This is a genomic window from Paracidovorax konjaci (genome assembly GCF_900112675.1).
Lineage (GTDB): Bacteria > Pseudomonadota > Gammaproteobacteria > Burkholderiales > Burkholderiaceae_C > Paracidovorax > Paracidovorax konjaci.
Genome location: NZ_FOMQ01000008.1, coordinates 46017 through 61644, shown reverse-complemented (window position 1 = coordinate 61644; position 15628 = coordinate 46017). Strand labels below are relative to the sequence as shown.

Sequence of the window (15628 nt, the reverse complement as noted above, 5' to 3'; positions counted from 1 at the left end):
CCCTCAGGCCGGCCCCGCCACGGGCCGCCCCGCGATACGGCGGCGCGGCACGGTGCCCGGCGCATCGACCATGCGCCCGCTGCGCTCGGCCGCGCCCTGCGCGAGTTCGCCGATCAGCGCGGCCTCGGGCAGGTTCTTCCAGTAGCGCGTGGGCATCTCGCGCCGCATCATGTCCATCTTGAGCCGCGCGGGGTTGAACGTGTTGCGGTAGTAGGTGAGCCAGAGGGCCTCGCCGTCGTCCGCGGCGGGTGCGTCCGCGCGGCTGGCGCCGGGGCCGGTGTGCAGTTGCGCCCCGTCCCAATGCACGCTCGCATCGGGCGTGAGGATGGCCCAGCGCATCTGCGTGAAACGGCGCACGAAGAACGGGGCATTGGCCACCGCGATGCGGTGGTCGGGTTCGAACCAGGCCACGTGCAGCGGCTCGTCCCCCGGCCCGGCTACGGGCCGAAACCGCACGAAGGCCCGCATCTTGTGCACGTCGCGCGCCACGGCGCGGGCCATCTGGCCGGCCTGCAGGCGGTCGGGGTCGAGCGGGTCGGCGCGCAGGCCGGGCTCGTGCACCAGCCGCCACAGCAGCCGGTAGAGCAGCGCAAAGCGCGCGGGATCGCGGTGCAGCACCACCCGCTCGCCCAGCGGCAGGAACGCGGCGGGCACGCGCGGGGCTTCGCTGGTGGCTGCAGCTTCGGCAGGCCCGCCGTGCATCAAAGAAAAGCCATCTGCCGCGTCCGGCATGGGCGCGCCGCAGCCGGCTTCGGCGAACAGATCGCCGTCCGCGCTGTCTCCGGCGGCGCACCAGTGCACGGCATCCGGCGGGCAGCCCTGCTGGAGCAGTGCGCGCGCGGCCTGCCGGAAGCCCGGCCAGTCGGTGGGGTGGGCCAGTTCCACGGTGCGGTCGGAGCGGCCGGGGCCGCGCCCGCCCGCCGCAGCCCCGCTTTCGCCGCCGCTCATGCGAACAGCTCCGCCTGCGCCGGCAGCGGCCGGCGCGCGAAGGACGCCGCCAGCCGCGGCGATTCGAGCAGCCGGCCCGGGCGGTGGTCCGCCGCTTCCACGAAGGGCAGTACCTTGGCGAGCGGTACCCGCAGCCGGGCGAGGTCGGCGTGGCGCAGCCGCCGCACGCGCCGGGCGGCCAGCAGGCGGTCGACGGAGGTCACGCCCAGCCCCGGCACGCGCAGCAGCAGCTCGCGCGGCGCGCGGTTCAGGTCCACGGGAAAGCGCTCGGGGTGCGCCACAGCCCAGGCCAGCTTGGGGTCCATGTCGAGCGACAGCATGCCGGGGGCACTGCCGCCGCTGGGGCCGTTCCCGGCGTGCGCGGGGCCGGGCGCGGGCGGCACGATCTCGTCGTGCGAGAACCCGTAGAAGCGCATGAGCCAGTCGGCCTGGTAGAGCCGGTGCTCGCGCACGAGCGGCGGGGCGGCGGGCGGCAGCGCGCGCGACGCATCGGGGATGGGGCTGAAGGCCGAGTAGTACACGCGGCGCAGCCCGAAGCCGCCGTAGAGCCCGGCGCTCGCCGCCAGGATGGTGCGGTCGTCCGCGCCGTCGGCCCCCACGATCATCTGGGTGCTCTGGCCGGCCGGCGCGAAGGCCGGTGCCGCCGCCGGGCGGGTGGGGGCGCCGGGCAGCGAGCGCGGCTGGGCGGCGGCGCCCTGCTGCTCGCGGCGGGCCTCGCGCGCCTCGGCGATGCGCACGGCCATGCGCCCCATCGAGCGGCGGATGGCCGTGCCGTTCTTCTCGGGCGCGAGCGAGGCCAACCCCTCGGGCGTGGGCAGCTCCACGTTGATGCTCAGGCGGTCGGCATGGCGGCCGGCGCGCGCGAGCAATTCGGGCGAGGCGTCGGGAATGGTCTTGAGGTGGATGTAGCCACGGAAGTCGTGCTCCTCGCGCAGCACGCGGGCCACCTCCACCACCAGCTCCATCGTGTAGTCGGGGCTCTGGATGATGCCGCTGGAGAGGAAGAGCCCTTCGATGCAGTTGCGGCGGTAGAAATCGAGCGTGAGGTCCACCACCTCCTGCACGGTGAAGCGCGCGCGCGGCACGTTGCTGCTGACCCGGTTCACGCAGTACAGGCAGTCGTAGGTGCAGAAATTGGTGAGCAGGATCTTCAGCAGCGAGATGCAGCGGCCGTCCGGCGCATAGCTGTGGCAGATGCCCATGCCCTCGGTGGAGCCGATGCCGCGCCCGCCCACGCTGTGGCGGGGGGCCGAGCCGCTGGACGCGCAGGAGGCGTCGTACTTGGCCGCGTCGGCGAGGATGGCGAGCTTGGAGGAGAGGCGATGCACTGTATTAATTTACAGTGCCTGCGCCGGTCTCTGCAAGCTTCTTGCCGTTTGCTATTAAATAAATAGCAAAATATTCAATGGATACGGCGGCATGGAGGTGTTTTTGCTCCAAGGCAGTCGCCGGGCCGCCCTTGGCGCCGGCAGGGGCTTTGCGCGTCAGAAGGCGCTGCCGGGCTCGCGCAGGAAGGCCGTTTCTTCGGCCGTGCTCTCGCGCCCCAGCGCGGCATTGCGGTGGGGAAACCGGCCGAAGCGGTCCACGATCACGCGGTGGCGCTGCGCGAAGTCGAGGTTCTCGGGGCGTCCCAGCGCCGCGAAGAGCCGCACCGATTCGGCCTGGATGCGCGCCGATTCGCTGTGCATGAACGGCATGTAGAGAAAGGTGCGCTGCTCGGGCGGCAGCGCACCGTCCAGCCCCTGGGCGATCGCCTCCTGCGCCAGCACCAGCGCCATGCCATCGTGCGCGAACGCCCCGGCCTGCCCGCGCAGCAGGTTGCGCGAGAACTGGTCGAGCACGATCACCTCGGCCAGCCGGCCGGGCGCGTCCGCGCGCCAGTCCCACAGCTCGCCCTGTGCGGCGCGGGCATGCAGCGCGCCGAAGCGCTCGCGGATGGCGTCGTCGAAGGCGCTGTCCTTCTGGAACCATTGGGCAGGGGTGGACTGGTCGAACCAGAAGTGCAGGACGTCGTGGGCGGTGGCGGTCATGGAGCGCAGTATCGCGGGCGCAAGAAAAACCCCGCGCCGGCACGGGGCCGGGCGGGGTGGGGGGAGGGGATTGCCCGGGCAGCGATCAGCGGCCGCGCAGGTTGCCCTTGTCGTCGGCGATCACGATCTCCACGCGGCGGTTCATCGCGCGGCCCTCGGCCGAGCCGTTCTCCGCCACGGGGTAGGTCTTGCCATAGCCGCGCGCGACGATGCGGTCGGGCGCCACGCCGCGCTGCACCAGTGCGCTCTGCACGGCCTGGGCACGGCGCTCCGACAGGCTCTGGTTGTAGGCGTCGCCGCCCACGCTGTCGGTGTGGCCCTCGATGATGAGCTTGCGGTCCGGGAACTGGCGCAGGAAGTTCGCGAGCTTGTCCAGGCGCGGCGTGGCCTGCGCCGACAGCTCGGCCTTGTTGAAGGCGAACAGCACGTCGCCCAGCGTGACCAGCAGGCCGCGCTCGGTCTGCTGCGCTTCGATGTCGCGCAGTTGCGCTTCCAGGGCGCGGACGCGGGCTTCGTTCTGCGCGGCGCGCTGCTCGGCGCTCATGGCCTGCAACTGGGCGGTCTGCGCACTGCGGGCATTGGCCTCGGCCTGCAGGCGGGCCTGGTCGGCCTCGCGCGTCAGGCGCAGGCGCTCGGCGTCGGTGCCGGCCTTCTTGATGTCGGCATCCAGCACGCGGGCGCGGGCCGTGTTGGAGGCGATGTCCGCGCGCTGCGTGGCCAGGTAGGCCAGGTGGTTGGCTTCGGCGGCGTCGTTGTCTTCGCTCCAGACGCGGTCGGCGCGGGCCAGCGTGTCGGTGGCGGATTTCAGTTCCAGCGGGGCGTGCTGCACGACGGCGGGGTCGCCAGCGGCGCGGTTGACGGAAGCGCGGGCGCTCTCGACCGAGTCGAGCGGGGCGCGCGTGGCGCAGGCGGCCAGCAGGCCGGCGGCGACGAGCGCGGTGGCCAGGGTGGTGGTGCGGCGAATGATGGGATGCATGGTGTGTCTGCCTGTCGGAAGGTTCGTTCGGGGCGGGCGATCGGCGGCGGGGCGATCAGCGTTTACCGGGCGGGGGCTACGGGTGGCACGGCGGGCGGCACGGCCATGCCGGGGGCTGGTGCGACGCCGGGCACCGGAGCGGGCGGCGGCGGTGCGCGGCGGGTGATCTCGGATTGCAGCGACTGGATGCTCGACTGCACCTGCTGCAGCGTGGCCGCGTTGTTGGTGGCCTCCGCCTTGGTTTCGGCCACGCGGGCGTCGGCTTCGGCTTCGGCGGCGTAGCGGCGGGCCATGTCGTAGTGCTTGTCGGTCATCGCCTTCTCGGCGGCCACCAGCTTGTCGCGGGCACGCTGCAGTTCCACCGGCGCGTTGGCGGCCACCTGGGGCTCGCCGGAGACACGGTTGACCGTGGTGCGCGTCACGGCCAATTGGTCGGTGGGCGGCGGGGTCGAGGAACATGCCGCGAGCGCGCCCAGTGCCAGGACGGCCGTGGTGGTGCGGAGGAAGGTGGCGGTCTGCATGGTGAACAACTCCTGTGCTGGTGGGCGGGCCGCGAGCCACTGCAAGGAACGCGGCGGTAAGGTAGGTGATTGTTGGTAAGCGCCCCCGGCCGGTGCGTAGGTGCAGCGCAGCAGCCGCCGTGGGCGGTTTCTTACGGTTACGTTCCGTCTGTGCCAGACCGCAGGGAAGCGCGGGCACGTCCGGCGCGCGGCAGGTCTCCCGCGAAACGCGTTTCCTTATGCGGCTTTCGCGTTTGGAGGCAGGCAAGGGTTCTCCAGAGAATGGACGGTTGGCCCGGAGCCGCGCCAGGCGGGTGCCTTCCGAGTCCAGGAGATCCGCACCGTGCCTTCCCTTCCCGATGACTGCTTTGCCGACATGGCCCCGTTCGTGGCCCTGCGGCGCGACCTGCATGCCCACCCCGAGCTGGGGTTCGAAGAACACCGCACCGCGGCCCTCGTGGCCGGGCGGCTGCGCGAATGGGGCATCGACGAAGTGCACACCGGCATCGCCGGCACCGGCGTGGTGGGCGTGCTGCACGGCCGCCCGGGCCGCCGGACCATCGGCCTGCGTGCCGACATGGACGCGCTGCCGCTCGACGAAGAAAACCGCTTCGCCCACCGCTCGCGGCACGCCGGGCGCATGCATGCCTGCGGGCACGACGGCCACACCACCATGCTGCTGGCGGCGGCATGGCAACTGGCGCGCACGCGCGACTTCACCGGCACCGTGCACTTCATCTTCCAGCCCGCCGAAGAGATGGGCAAGGCGGGCGCGCGCCGCATGATCGAGGAAGGCCTGTTCGAGCGCTTTCCGTGCGATGCCGTCTTCGCGCTGCACAACTTCGCCCTGGACCGCGTGGGCGCATTCGCGCTCAACCCTGGCGCGCTCATGGCGTCCAGCAACACCTGGCGCATCGTGCTCACGGGGCGCGGCGCGCACGCTTCGCAGCCGCACGCCGGCATCGATCCGGTGGCCGCCACCATCGACCTCGCCCAGCAGCTGCAGACGCTGGTGGCGCGGCACGTGGACGGGCGCGACCGGGCGCTGCTCGCGGTCACGCAGATCCAGGGCTCCGATGCGCCCAACGTGATCCCGGACACGGCCTGGGTGGGCGGCACGGTGCGCACCTTCTCGATCGATGCGCTCGACCGCATCGAGGCCGCGTTGCGCCGGCAGGCCGAGCACACGGCGCTGGCGCACGGCTGCATGGCCGAAGTGCGCTTCACGCGGTCGTCTCCGCCGCTCGTGAACCACCCGGCCGAAGCCGCCTTCGCCGCCCAGGTGATGCGCGAGGTCGCGGGCCCGGAGGCCGTGGACGAGGCCTTCCCCGCCGTGCTCGCCGCCGAGGACTTCGCCCACATGCTGCGCGCGCGGCCCGGCTGCTACGCCTTCATCGGCAACGGGCCGGGCGACCACCGCCTGCCGGGGCACGGCGACGGGCCGTGCCTCATCCACAACCGTTCGTTCGATTTCAACGACGGCATCCTCGCCACCGGAGCCCGCTACTTCGTGCGGCTGGCCGAACGGTGGCTCCATCCCGACCGGACCTGAAAGCCATGGCCTCTTCGCCGCTTCTGTTTTCTTTCCTCCCGCGCCACCGCCTGTGGGCCGCTGCCGCCGCCTCCGCCGCGCTGCTGGCGCTGTCCGGCGCCGCGCACGCCGACCGCGTGATCCGCATCGTCGTGCCCTTCGGTGCCGGTGCCACGCAGGACACCGTGGCCCGCACCTTCAGCAACGAACTCGGCCAGGCGCTGGGCGCCACCGTGGTCGTGGACAACCGGGCCGGCGCGGGCGGCACCGTGGGCACGGGCCAGGTCGCCAAGGCCGCGCCCGACGGCAACACCCTGGTGCTGGCCGCGGCCAGCCACCACCTCGCCAGCCACCTCTACGCCAGGCTGCCCTATGACCCGGTGAAGGACTTCGTGGGCGTGGCATTCCTGGGCCGCACGGGCTACGTGGTGGGCGTGCCGGCGGCTTCGGGCATCGCCTCCATCGCCGATCTGTTGGCCAAGGCGAAGGCGCAGCCCGGCGTGCTGAACTACGCGTCGGCCGGCAACGGCAGCGCGTCGCACCTCGCCACCGCGTCGCTCGCCGCCCAGGCGGGCGTGCAGCTGCAGCACATTCCCTTCAAGTCCACGGGCGACGCCACCACCGAGCTGCTGGCCGGCCGCGTGCAGGTGGTGACGGGCGCGACCATGGGCATGCTCCCGCTGCGCAGCGACCCGCGTGTGAAGCTGCTGGCCTATTCGGGCACCACCCGCTCTCGCTTCCTGCCCGATCTGCCCACCGTGGCCGAATCCGGCGTGCCGGGCTACACCTTCGACACCTGGCTGGGGCTGCTGGCGCCGGCCGCGACGCCGCCCGCCGAGGTGGAGCGCATCAACGCCGCCGTGCGCAAGGTGCTGGCCGACCCGGCCGTGCAGGAGCGGCTGGCGCGCGTGGGCGTGGAGGCAGGCACGCTGCCTGCGGCCGAGTTCCAGCAACTGCTGAAGGACGATGCGGTGGCCGCCGGGCGGACCGTGAAGGCCGCCGACGTGCGCATCGAATGACGACGGCGCAGGTTCCGGCGGGCCGGCTGCTCAGAACAGCCGCGCGCCCAGCGGCACGTCCTGCGCGGGCGTGCACAGCACCACGTGGCCATCGGCATCGGGAAAGCCGGTGACCAGGCATTCGGACCGGATCGGGCCGATCTGCTTGCTCGGGAAGTTCAGCACGGCAACCACCTGCCGGCCCACCAGCGTCTCTGGCGTGTAGTGCACCGCGATCTGGGCGCTGGATTTGCGCACGCCGATGCCGGGCCCGAAGTCGATGTGCAGGATGTAGGCCGGCTTGCGGGCCTGGGGAAACGGTTCGGCGGCCACGATGCGGCCGGCGCGCAGCTCCACTTTGGCGAAATCGTTCCAGGTGATCGGGGGCAGGGGCGTGGCGGCGGCATCGGTCATGCCTGCATGGTGCCCGGGCGCCCGCATGGGAAATGTCGCGCAACGCCTGTGCTGCGGGCCACGGACCCGCCGGGCCGGCGCCATGAAAAAAGCCAGAACCGGCGGGCGGTTCTGGCTTCTGCGCGGATCGCGGGGGAGGGCTTACTTGGCCGCCACCACACGCACCATTTCCAGGCACTTGTTCGAGTAGCCCCACTCGTTGTCGTACCAGGAGACGATCTTCACGAACGTGCCGTCCAGCGCGATGCCGGCGTCGGCGTCGAAGATCGAGGTGCGTGCGTCACCGCGGAAGTCGGTGGCCACCACCTTGTCTTCCGTGTAGCCCAGCACGCCCTTGAGCGCGCCTTCGGACTGGGCCTTCATCTCGGCCTTGATCTCGTCGTAGGTGGCGGCCTTCTCCAGCTCCACCGTCAGGTCCACCACCGACACGTCGGAGGTGGGCACGCGGAACGACATGCCCGTCAGCTTCTTGTTCAGCGCGGGGATCACCACGCCCACGGCCTTGGCCGCGCCCGTGGAGGAGGGGATGATGTTCTCCAGGATGCCGCGGCCGCCGCGCCAGTCCTTGTTGGAGGGGCCGTCCACCGTCTTCTGCGTGGCCGTGGCGGCATGCACCGTGGTCATCAGGCCGCGCTTGATGCCCCACTTGTCGTTCAGCACCTTGGCCACGGGGGCCAGGCAGTTGGTGGTGCACGAGGCATTGGAGACGATGGCCTGGCCGGCGTAGGTGTCGTGGTTGACGCCATAGACGAACATCGGCGTATCGTCCTTCGACGGCGCCGACAGCACCACCTTCTTCGCGCCCGCATCCAGGTGCTTCTGCGCCGTCACCTTGTCGAGGAACAGGCCTGTGGACTCGATCACCACCTCGGCGCCGATCTCGCCCCACTTCAGGTTGGCGGGGTCGCGCTCCTGCGTGAGGCGGATCTTCTTGCCGTTCACCACCAGCGTATTGCCTTCGACCGACACGGTGCCCTCGAAGCGGCCGTGCACGGAGTCGTACTGCAGCATGTAGGCGAGGTAGTCGGGCTCCAGCAGGTCGTTGATGCCCACGACTTCGATGTCGCTGAAGTTCTGCACCGCCGAGCGCAGCACGTTGCGGCCGATGCGGCCGAAGCCGTTGATGCCAATCTTGATCGTCATGGTCTTACCCTTTATGAAGTGAGATGAAAGAAACTTTGAATTCGGTAATCAAGAGCTGCCCAGCACGTTGTTCATGAAGAGATCTCCCTTCTCGGCAGGCCTGATGCTGCCCAGGAACTCCGGGGCATGGGGAACGATTCCAGCACATTCATCCGTGCAGGCCTTGTCGGTGATCATCCAGGTGTCAGGGCTGAACAAGGGTTTGAAGCCCCGATTCTTGTTGCTGCCCACGGAGCCATGTCGGTCCCAGATGGAAAGCGCCGCGGCCTTGGAGACGGGTTTCGCCATGGCGAGAACCTGCGCTTTGCTCACCGTTCCCACTGCGATGTGGAATCCGATCAGGTTGGACACGAGGTCTTCCTGGCTGAATCCGCTGTCGGTGATGAACCTCGGGAAGTGCGTCTGGTGCGATTCGAACGCCAAGCTCACTTCCATGAAGATCGCCAGGGCGACTGACCTCTTCTCGGCGAGTGAGAGATTGTGTCGAACGATGTATTCCCGCTTGACCTCTGAGGACGCAGTCACGCCGAGCAGTCGTTTCTGCATGTCCTGCTTGTAAGTCAGCTTGAATCCGGTCGATTTGCCGTCAGCAAACGTCACCGCAGGAAAACGGCTGGCGTTGGTTGGCTGGGTGCATATATGCCGGTGGGCGCCACGGCATTGCCGCACCTCCGGTCCCCCCGCATTGATTTCTTTCCACAGCGACGATGCGCCGGTATGCGGCCTGGTGGACTGCGGGTCCATGTGCCCCAGGTCGAGCCAGCCCAGGTTGCAGGTATAGACGAGCCCGTACTTCGCGGCGGACGCTTGCGCTCCTTCGATGATGTCGGCCCGTTTGCTCATGGTGGTGCTTCCGGTGGGCTAGTCGTTCTCTGTGAACCCGACGGTGACATCCCTGCAGGCCCCTTCCTTGTCGACAAAGACTTGCACCGACGCAAATTCGGGATTGCGGCAGAGCATGCCGAGCAGGGGGGCCGCTCCTGAACCGGAAGCAGATGTCTCCACTTCGCACGCCTGTTTCGCGAAGGCTGCTTCATAGAACCGCAGGATGTCCAGCGTGGACGCCGAACTGCCGTAGGTCAGGGAACTGAACGGGACACCCTCGCCATCGCGGCCCTTCCAGCGTGCCATGGGTGGCCTGCACTCGCCGATGGTTTCAACCGACTTGAGTGACCGGGGCGCCGCAAGCCGGTAGGTCATCGAGCCGCGGCCGACGTCGCTGATGTCGAAAGTGGCCCATGCACCGATGAAGAGCAGCGCTGCGGTACCTACCACTCCCACCGAGACAAGCACCAGCACCTTGACGATTTTCCTGCTGGATGGCATCTCTACGATGGGAGCGTGTCGTGCCGTAGTGTCAGCGGGACTTCTTCAGCCGCGCAGCGCCGACGGCCACGCGCACGGCGTCGGCCACGTTCTCGGGCGTGAAGCCGAAGTGCTTGAACAGCACGGGCGCCGGGGCCGATTCGCCGAAGGTGTCGATGCCCACGACGGCAGCGCAGCCGTACTTCCACCAGCCGTCGGTCACGCCCATTTCCACAGCGATGCGGGGTACGCCGGCCGGCAGCACGCTGGCCTTGTACTTCACGTCTTCGCGGTCGAAGGTGGTGGTGCTGGGCATGGAGACGACGCGCACGGCGATCTTCTTCTCGGCCAGCAGCTTCTGCGCGGCCAGGGCCAGCTGCACTTCGGAGCCGGTGGCGATGATCACGGCCTGGGGCTTCTTCTTGATGCCCACGTCGCCGGGCTCGGAGAGCACATAGGCGCCGCGGCTGATGTCGCCCAGGTCGCGCTTGGGAGCGTAGGCCAGGTTCTGGCGCGAGAGCAGCAGCGCCGTGGGCTTGTTGCGGTTGGACAGGGCCACGCTCCAGGCCACGGCGGTTTCGGCCGTGTCGGCGGGGCGCCAGACGTCCAGGCCCGGGATCAGGCGCAGGCTGGCGGCATGTTCGATCGACTGGTGGGTGGGGCCATCCTCGCCCAGGCCGATGGAGTCGTGCGTGAACACGTGCACCACGCGCAGCTTCATGAGCGCGGCCATGCGGATGGCGTTGCGGCTGTAGTCGCTGAACGTGAGGAACGTGCCGCCGTAGGGCACGAAGCCGCCGTGCAGCGCGATGCCGTTCATGATCGCGGCCATGCCGAACTCGCGCACGCCGTAGTTGATGTGGCGGCCGCCCAGCTTGGCGGTCTCGGTGCCGCCGGTGTTGACTTCGACCTGCACCACGTCGCCGTGCTCATCGAAGCGCAGCGCGGGCGTGCTCTTGGTGTTGGTGAGGTTGGAGCCCGTGAGGTCGGCGCTGCCGCCCAGCAGTTCGGGCAGTGCGGCCGTGAAGGCTTCCAGCGCGATCTGGCTGGCCTTGCGGCTCGCCACGGTCTCGGCCTTGGTGTGGGCGTTCACGACGGCATCCACGGCGGTCTGGGCGAAGTGCTTGGGCAGGTCGCCCGCCATGCGGCGCAGGAACTCGGCGGCCAGCTCGGGATAGGCGGCGGCGTACGCGTCGAAGCGCTGCTGCCACTCGCCCTCGGCCTGGGCGCCGGTGTCCTTGGCGTTCCAGTCGGCATAGACCTCGGCCGGGATCTCGAAGGGCACGTGGCTCCAGCCGATGGCGTTGCGCGTGAGCGTGATTTCGTCGGCGCCGAGCGGCTCGCCGTGCGCCTTGGAGGTGCCGGCGCGGTTGGGCGAACCCTTGCCGATGGCCGTCTTGCAGACCACCAGCGTGGGCTTGTCGAGGCTGGTCTTGGCGCTCTGCACCGCGGCGGCCACGGCCTCCACGTCGTGGCCGTCCACCGGACCGATCACGTTCCAGCCGCTCGCGCGGAAGCGGGCCGGCGTGTCGTCCAGGAACCAGGGTGCGACCTGGCCGTCGATGGAGATGCCGTTGTCGTCGTACAGCGCGATCAGCTTGCCGAGCTTCCAGGCGCCGGCCAGCGAGATCGCTTCCTGGCTGATGCCTTCCATGAGGCAGCCGTCGCCGAGGAACACGTAAGTGTGGTGGTCCACGATGGTGTGGTCCACATCGCCGTTCTTGCGGTTGAACTCGCGTGCGAGCAGCTTCTCGGCCAGCGCGAAGCCCACGGCATTGGTGATGCCCTGGCCCAGCGGGCCGGTGGTGGTTTCCACGCCGGGGGTGATGCCGTATTCGGGGTGGCCGGCCGTCTTGCTGTGCAGCTGGCGGAAGTTCTTCAGCTCTTCGATGGGCAGGTCGTAGCCCGTGAGGTGCAGCAGCGCGTACAGCAGCATCGAGCCATGGCCGTTGGAGAGCACGAAGCGGTCGCGATCGGCCCACTGCGGGTTGGCAGGGTTGTGCCTGAGGTGGCGTGCCCACAGCGCGACGGCCATGTCGGCCATGCCCATCGGGGCGCCGGGATGGCCGGAATTGGCCTGTTGAACTGCATCCATTGCGAGTGCGCGGATCGCATTCGCCATCTGTTGAGAATTGGCCATCAGGGGCGGCTCCGGAAGGGGGCGGGGAGGGAAAACCGCGCATTTTACCGGCCCACCCCGGCACCCCGGGCTCCACCCCGCCGCGCTGCACTACAGTGCGGGCCATGCAAGGCCTGCACCTCACCGCCGATCTCCACGGATGCCGCTGCGCCGCGCAGTGGCTGCTCGATGCCGGCGCACTGGGCCAGGCGTGCCTGGATGCCGTGCGCGGCGCGGGCCTGCAGGCCGTCGGCCAGCTCTTCCATCCGTTTCCGGCCACCGCGCACGGGCCCGGCGGCGTCACCGCCACGGTGTTGCTGGCCGAGTCGCACCTGTGCATCCACACCTGGCCGGAGCAGCGTGCCGTCACGCTCGACGTCTATGTGTGCAATTTCGGCGCCGACCACTCCGCGCAGGCCCAGGCGCTGATGGACGCGCTGCTGGCGCTGTTCGAGCCCGCCACCGTGCAGCGCCACGCTTTGCGCCGCGGCGAACCGGCGGCTGCGGGCGGCGCTTTTCCTGTCTGATATCCGAATGACTTCCCTGCCGCATTCCTCCGCCGCGCCCGCACCGGGCGCGCAGCCGCCGGCCATGCTCCTGGCCGCGGGCCGGGGCGAGCGCATGCGCCCGCTCACCGACACCACGCCCAAACCCCTGCTCACCGTGCGCGGGCGCCCGCTGCTGCAGTGGCACCTGGATGCCCTGGCGGCGGCCGGCGTGCACTCGGCGGTGGTCAACACGGCCTGGCTGGGCGAGCAGATCAGCGACCGCTTTGGCAGTGAAATCACCTCCATGCCGCTGCAAAATGGACCTGGAGTGCTATCAATTTCATACTCCCGCGAGGGCCGCGATTTCGGCGGCGCGCTGGAGACGGCCGGCGGCATCGCGCGTGCGCTGCCCGGTCTGGGGCCGGTGTTCTGGCTCGCCGCGGGCGATGTGTTCACGCCCGATTTCACTTTCGCGGCCGAGGATGCCGCCGCCTTCGCCGCCAGCGACGCGCTGGCCCACCTCTGGCTCGTGCCCAACCCCGCGCACCATCCGCGCGGCGACTTCGGGCTGTCGGCGGAGGGACGCGCGCTCAACCTGCCCGCCCATGACCCCGCGCCGCGCTATACCTACAGCACGCTGGCGTTGCTGCGCGCCGACCTCTTCGCCGCGCCCTGGTGCGACATCCCGACCGGCAACCCGGACGGCATTGCGGCCCCGCTGGCGCCGCTGCTGCGCAGCGCCATGGACCAGGGCCGGGTGACGGCTGCGCTCTACACGGGGCGCTGGACCGACGTGGGCACGCCGGAACGTCTGGCGGAACTCAACCGCTGACCCCGGGCGCCGCCGCGGCGGGCTGCACTTCTACCGGGGGGCCGCTCTCGCATCGGAGGAACAACCACTGGCTGGGCAGGAACCGGGCCGAGGGGCCGTCCGGAGGAGGGCGGCCGAGTTCTGCTTGCAGATCGTAGGGAATGTGGGGCGCATGGAAAACGGCAACTTGTCCGCGCCGGCAGGCGAGTGCCGGCACGACCGGATTGACGGCCCAGCGTTGGTTGGCCGCGTCGTAACGGTGCAGGGGGCCGATGCGCTGGTCCTGCGCCAGTTCCACGCGCGTGGCCAGCACATCGAGAGCGCTGGCCCATACGCCAGCCACCTGCACCGGCTGCGCGAACCGCACAGCCTCCAGCCCGTGCAATGCCAGCGGCCGGGAGGGCTCGCCTTTGTCGAAAGGGTCGCGCCGGTTGACCAGGCTGCCGGCGGGCAGCGAAAGCTCGCCGTACCGGAAATCCTGCGGCAGCACGAAACGCTCGCGGCTGGCGCGCACCGGCGCACTGTCCTCCCAGGCCTGGCGTGCGCGGTGCGCCAGGTAAAGGCGTGCCGCGATCCATGCGTCGCACAGCGCCGCCAGGACGCAGAGCGCGATCAAGGCGCGTCCGTTCAGCCGCCATTTGTATGGCAAGTCGATGGCGCGGGCGTACAGGCCGTAGACCAGCAGTGCGGCCGTCAGCGCCATCCCGAGCAAGGGGAGAAACGTTCCCAGAACGAATGGGGTGAGCGCGAAAAACAGGTCAGGCATGGACGGGGAAGGCCGCGGGGCGGACTGGAAAATAACCGCAGGTACCCGCTGTGGAGCCTGCCGGGGAGGACGCGGCGGTGGTAGAACCGATGGTATTGGAACAGGCCCTGTACGCAGCCTCCGCCGGCCCTGGGTGCCGGCAGCGCGGCGAAGGTCGGCCTGTCCCCACTTTATGCACCGACCACAGGCAGACCGATGACCGCAATCCACGCCAGCCCCGCCCTCTACGCCCAGCGCCGCGCCCACCTCGCCTCCCTGCTGGGCGAAGGCGGCATCGCCATCGTACCCACCGCCCCGGAGCGCATTCGCAACCGCGATACCGACTACCTGTACCGGCACGACAGCTACTTCTACTACCTGACCGGTTTCACCGAGCCGCAGGGCTGGCTGGTGCTCACGGCCGAGGGGCATGCCACGCTCTTTTGCCAGCCCAAGGACCTGGAGCGCGAGATCTGGGACGGCTACCGCCTCGGGCCCGAGGCCGCGCCCGGCGCGTTGGGCGTGGATGCCGCGCATTCGGCAACGCAGCTGGAGGCGCTGCTGCCCCGCCTGCTGGAGAACCGGGAGCGCGTGTGGTTTCCGTTCGCCACGCACGAAGGCCTGGCGGCGCGCGTGGACGGCTGGCTGCAGAAGGTGCGGGCCCGCGTGCGCTACGGCGCCCTGTGCCCTGCGCAGCAGGGCGATCTGTGCACGCTGCTGGACGAGATGCGCCTCATCAAGGACGCGCACGAACAGGATGTGATGCGGCGCGCCGCGCGCATCAGCGCCGGGGCCCACATCCGCGCCATGCAGTGCAGCGCCCGCATGCTGCGCGCGGGAGAGGATGCGCGCGAATACCACCTCGATGCCGAACTGCTGCACGAATTCCGGCGCCAGGGATCGCAGGCCGTGGCCTACAACTCCATCGTTGCCGCGGGCGCCAACGCCTGCGTACTGCACTACCGCGCAGACGCCGCGCCGCTGCGCGCGGGCGAGCTGGTGCTGATCGATGCCGGCTGCGAGCTGGATGGCTATGCGAGCGACATCACGCGCACCTTCCCTGCCGACGGCCGTTTCACGGGACCGCAGCGCGATGTGTACGACCTCGTGCTGGCGAGCCAGCATGCGGCCGTGGCGGCCACCCGGTCCGGCGCGCGCTTCAACGACCCGCACGACGCCACCGTGGCCGTGCTGGCGCAGGGCCTGCTCGACCTGGGCCTGCTCGACCGCAACCGCTTCGGCTCGGCACAGGACGTGATCGAGCAGCGCGCCTATTTCCAGTTCTACATGCACCGCACGGGCCACTGGCTCGGCATGGACGTGCACGACTGCGGCAGCTACGTGGAGCCCACGGAAGTGGGGCAGACCAGCGAGCGCCGCGACCCGCTGTCGGGCGAGGCCATCACCAACCGCCCCAGCCGCATCCTGCGCCCGGGCATGGTGCTGACCATCGAGCCGGGGCTGTACATCCGCCCCGCGCCCGGCGTGCCCGAGGCGTTCCACCACATCGGCATCCGCATCGAGGACGACGCCATCGTGACCGAAGGCGGTTGCGAGCTGATCACGCGCGGCGTGCCGGTCGAGGCGGACGAGATCGAGGCGTTGATGCGCGGCTGAACC

The 15628-nt window shown here is 70.0% G+C and carries 16 protein-coding genes; 5 read left to right on the top strand and 11 right to left on the bottom strand.

Going from position 1 to position 15628, the window contains the following annotated elements; genetic code table 11:
• Positions 1–3: 3 nt before the first annotated feature.
• From BM144_RS13605 to BM144_RS13585, 5 genes are all read right to left on the bottom strand, one after another.
• Positions 4–948 carry a TIGR03915 family putative DNA repair protein gene (locus tag BM144_RS13605; protein WP_092953143.1) on the bottom strand — a complete coding sequence of 315 codons (945 nt, stop codon included), beginning with the start codon at positions 946–948 and terminating at the stop codon, positions 4–6.
• Positions 945–2276: a putative DNA modification/repair radical SAM protein gene (locus BM144_RS13600; RefSeq protein ID WP_092953141.1), complete on the bottom strand. Its 1332-nt coding sequence runs from the start codon at positions 2274–2276 to the stop codon at positions 945–947. The genes BM144_RS13605 and BM144_RS13600 overlap by 4 nt, the downstream gene beginning before the upstream one ends.
• A 156-nt stretch (positions 2277–2432) precedes the next feature.
• Positions 2433–2978, bottom strand: a complete 546-nt coding sequence (locus BM144_RS13595) for a DUF924 family protein (RefSeq protein WP_092953139.1) — start codon at positions 2976–2978, stop codon at positions 2433–2435.
• Positions 2979–3063: 85 nt separating this feature from the next.
• The gene (locus BM144_RS13590) at positions 3064–3954 is read right to left on the bottom strand and encodes an OmpA family protein (protein ID WP_092953137.1); all 891 of its coding nucleotides are present in this window, start codon (positions 3952–3954) and stop codon (positions 3064–3066) included.
• A 62-nt stretch (positions 3955–4016) separates the two neighbouring features.
• Positions 4017–4475, bottom strand: a complete 459-nt coding sequence (locus BM144_RS13585) for a DUF4398 domain-containing protein (protein ID WP_245783659.1) — start codon at positions 4473–4475, stop codon at positions 4017–4019.
• A 355-nt stretch (positions 4476–4830) separates the two neighbouring features.
• On the opposite strand from BM144_RS13585, the gene BM144_RS13580 reads away from it, so the two are divergent.
• The gene (locus tag BM144_RS13580) at positions 4831–6006 is read left to right on the top strand and encodes a M20 aminoacylase family protein (protein ID WP_092953135.1); all 1176 of its coding nucleotides are present in this window, start codon (positions 4831–4833) and stop codon (positions 6004–6006) included.
• 5 nt (positions 6007–6011) lie between these two features.
• Positions 6012–7004 carry a tripartite tricarboxylate transporter substrate-binding protein gene (locus BM144_RS13575; RefSeq protein WP_092953133.1) on the top strand — a complete coding sequence of 331 codons (993 nt, stop codon included), beginning with the start codon at positions 6012–6014 and terminating at the stop codon, positions 7002–7004.
• 30 nt (positions 7005–7034) lie between these two features.
• On the opposite strand, the gene BM144_RS13570 is transcribed toward BM144_RS13575, so the two are convergent.
• The 5 genes from BM144_RS13570 to tkt form a co-directional block, all read right to left on the bottom strand.
• The gene (locus tag BM144_RS13570) at positions 7035–7397 is read right to left on the bottom strand and encodes a tRNA-binding protein (RefSeq protein ID WP_217644343.1); all 363 of its coding nucleotides are present in this window, start codon (positions 7395–7397) and stop codon (positions 7035–7037) included.
• A 141-nt stretch (positions 7398–7538) separates the two neighbouring features.
• A complete protein-coding gene (gap, locus tag BM144_RS13565) occupies positions 7539–8540 on the bottom strand; it encodes a type I glyceraldehyde-3-phosphate dehydrogenase (RefSeq protein ID WP_092953131.1) in 1002 nt (333 codons plus the stop codon).
• Between the two features lie 48 nt (positions 8541–8588).
• Entirely contained in the window at positions 8589–9383 is a 795-nt protein-coding gene (locus BM144_RS13560; RefSeq protein ID WP_092953129.1) for a hypothetical protein, read from the bottom strand.
• Positions 9384–9401: 18 nt separating this feature from the next.
• Positions 9402–9866 (bottom strand): hypothetical protein, encoded by a 465-nt coding sequence (locus tag BM144_RS13555; protein WP_092953127.1) that lies wholly within the window; start codon positions 9864–9866, stop codon positions 9402–9404.
• A gap of 31 nt (positions 9867–9897) precedes the next feature.
• Positions 9898–11985 carry a transketolase gene (tkt, locus tag BM144_RS13550; protein ID WP_092953125.1) on the bottom strand — a complete coding sequence of 696 codons (2088 nt, stop codon included), beginning with the start codon at positions 11983–11985 and terminating at the stop codon, positions 9898–9900.
• A 104-nt stretch (positions 11986–12089) separates the two neighbouring features.
• On the opposite strand from tkt, the gene BM144_RS13545 reads away from it, so the two are divergent.
• Both BM144_RS13545 and BM144_RS13540 read left to right on the top strand, forming a co-directional pair.
• The gene (locus BM144_RS13545) at positions 12090–12491 is read left to right on the top strand and encodes an S-adenosylmethionine decarboxylase family protein (RefSeq protein WP_092953123.1); all 402 of its coding nucleotides are present in this window, start codon (positions 12090–12092) and stop codon (positions 12489–12491) included.
• Positions 12492–12498: 7 nt separating this feature from the next.
• Positions 12499–13284 carry a nucleotidyltransferase family protein gene (locus tag BM144_RS13540; protein WP_092953121.1) on the top strand — a complete coding sequence of 262 codons (786 nt, stop codon included), beginning with the start codon at positions 12499–12501 and terminating at the stop codon, positions 13282–13284.
• Here BM144_RS13540 and BM144_RS13535 read toward each other — a convergent pair.
• A complete protein-coding gene (locus BM144_RS13535) occupies positions 13274–14029 on the bottom strand; it encodes a hypothetical protein (protein ID WP_092953119.1) in 756 nt (251 codons plus the stop codon). The two genes, BM144_RS13540 and BM144_RS13535, sit on opposite strands and share 11 nt — an antisense overlap.
• A gap of 195 nt (positions 14030–14224) precedes the next feature.
• On the opposite strand from BM144_RS13535, the gene BM144_RS13530 reads away from it, so the two are divergent.
• On the top strand, positions 14225–15625 hold the full coding sequence (locus BM144_RS13530; protein WP_092953117.1) for an aminopeptidase P N-terminal domain-containing protein: 1401 nt from the start codon (positions 14225–14227) through the stop codon (positions 15623–15625).
• Positions 15626–15628 lie beyond the last annotated feature (3 nt).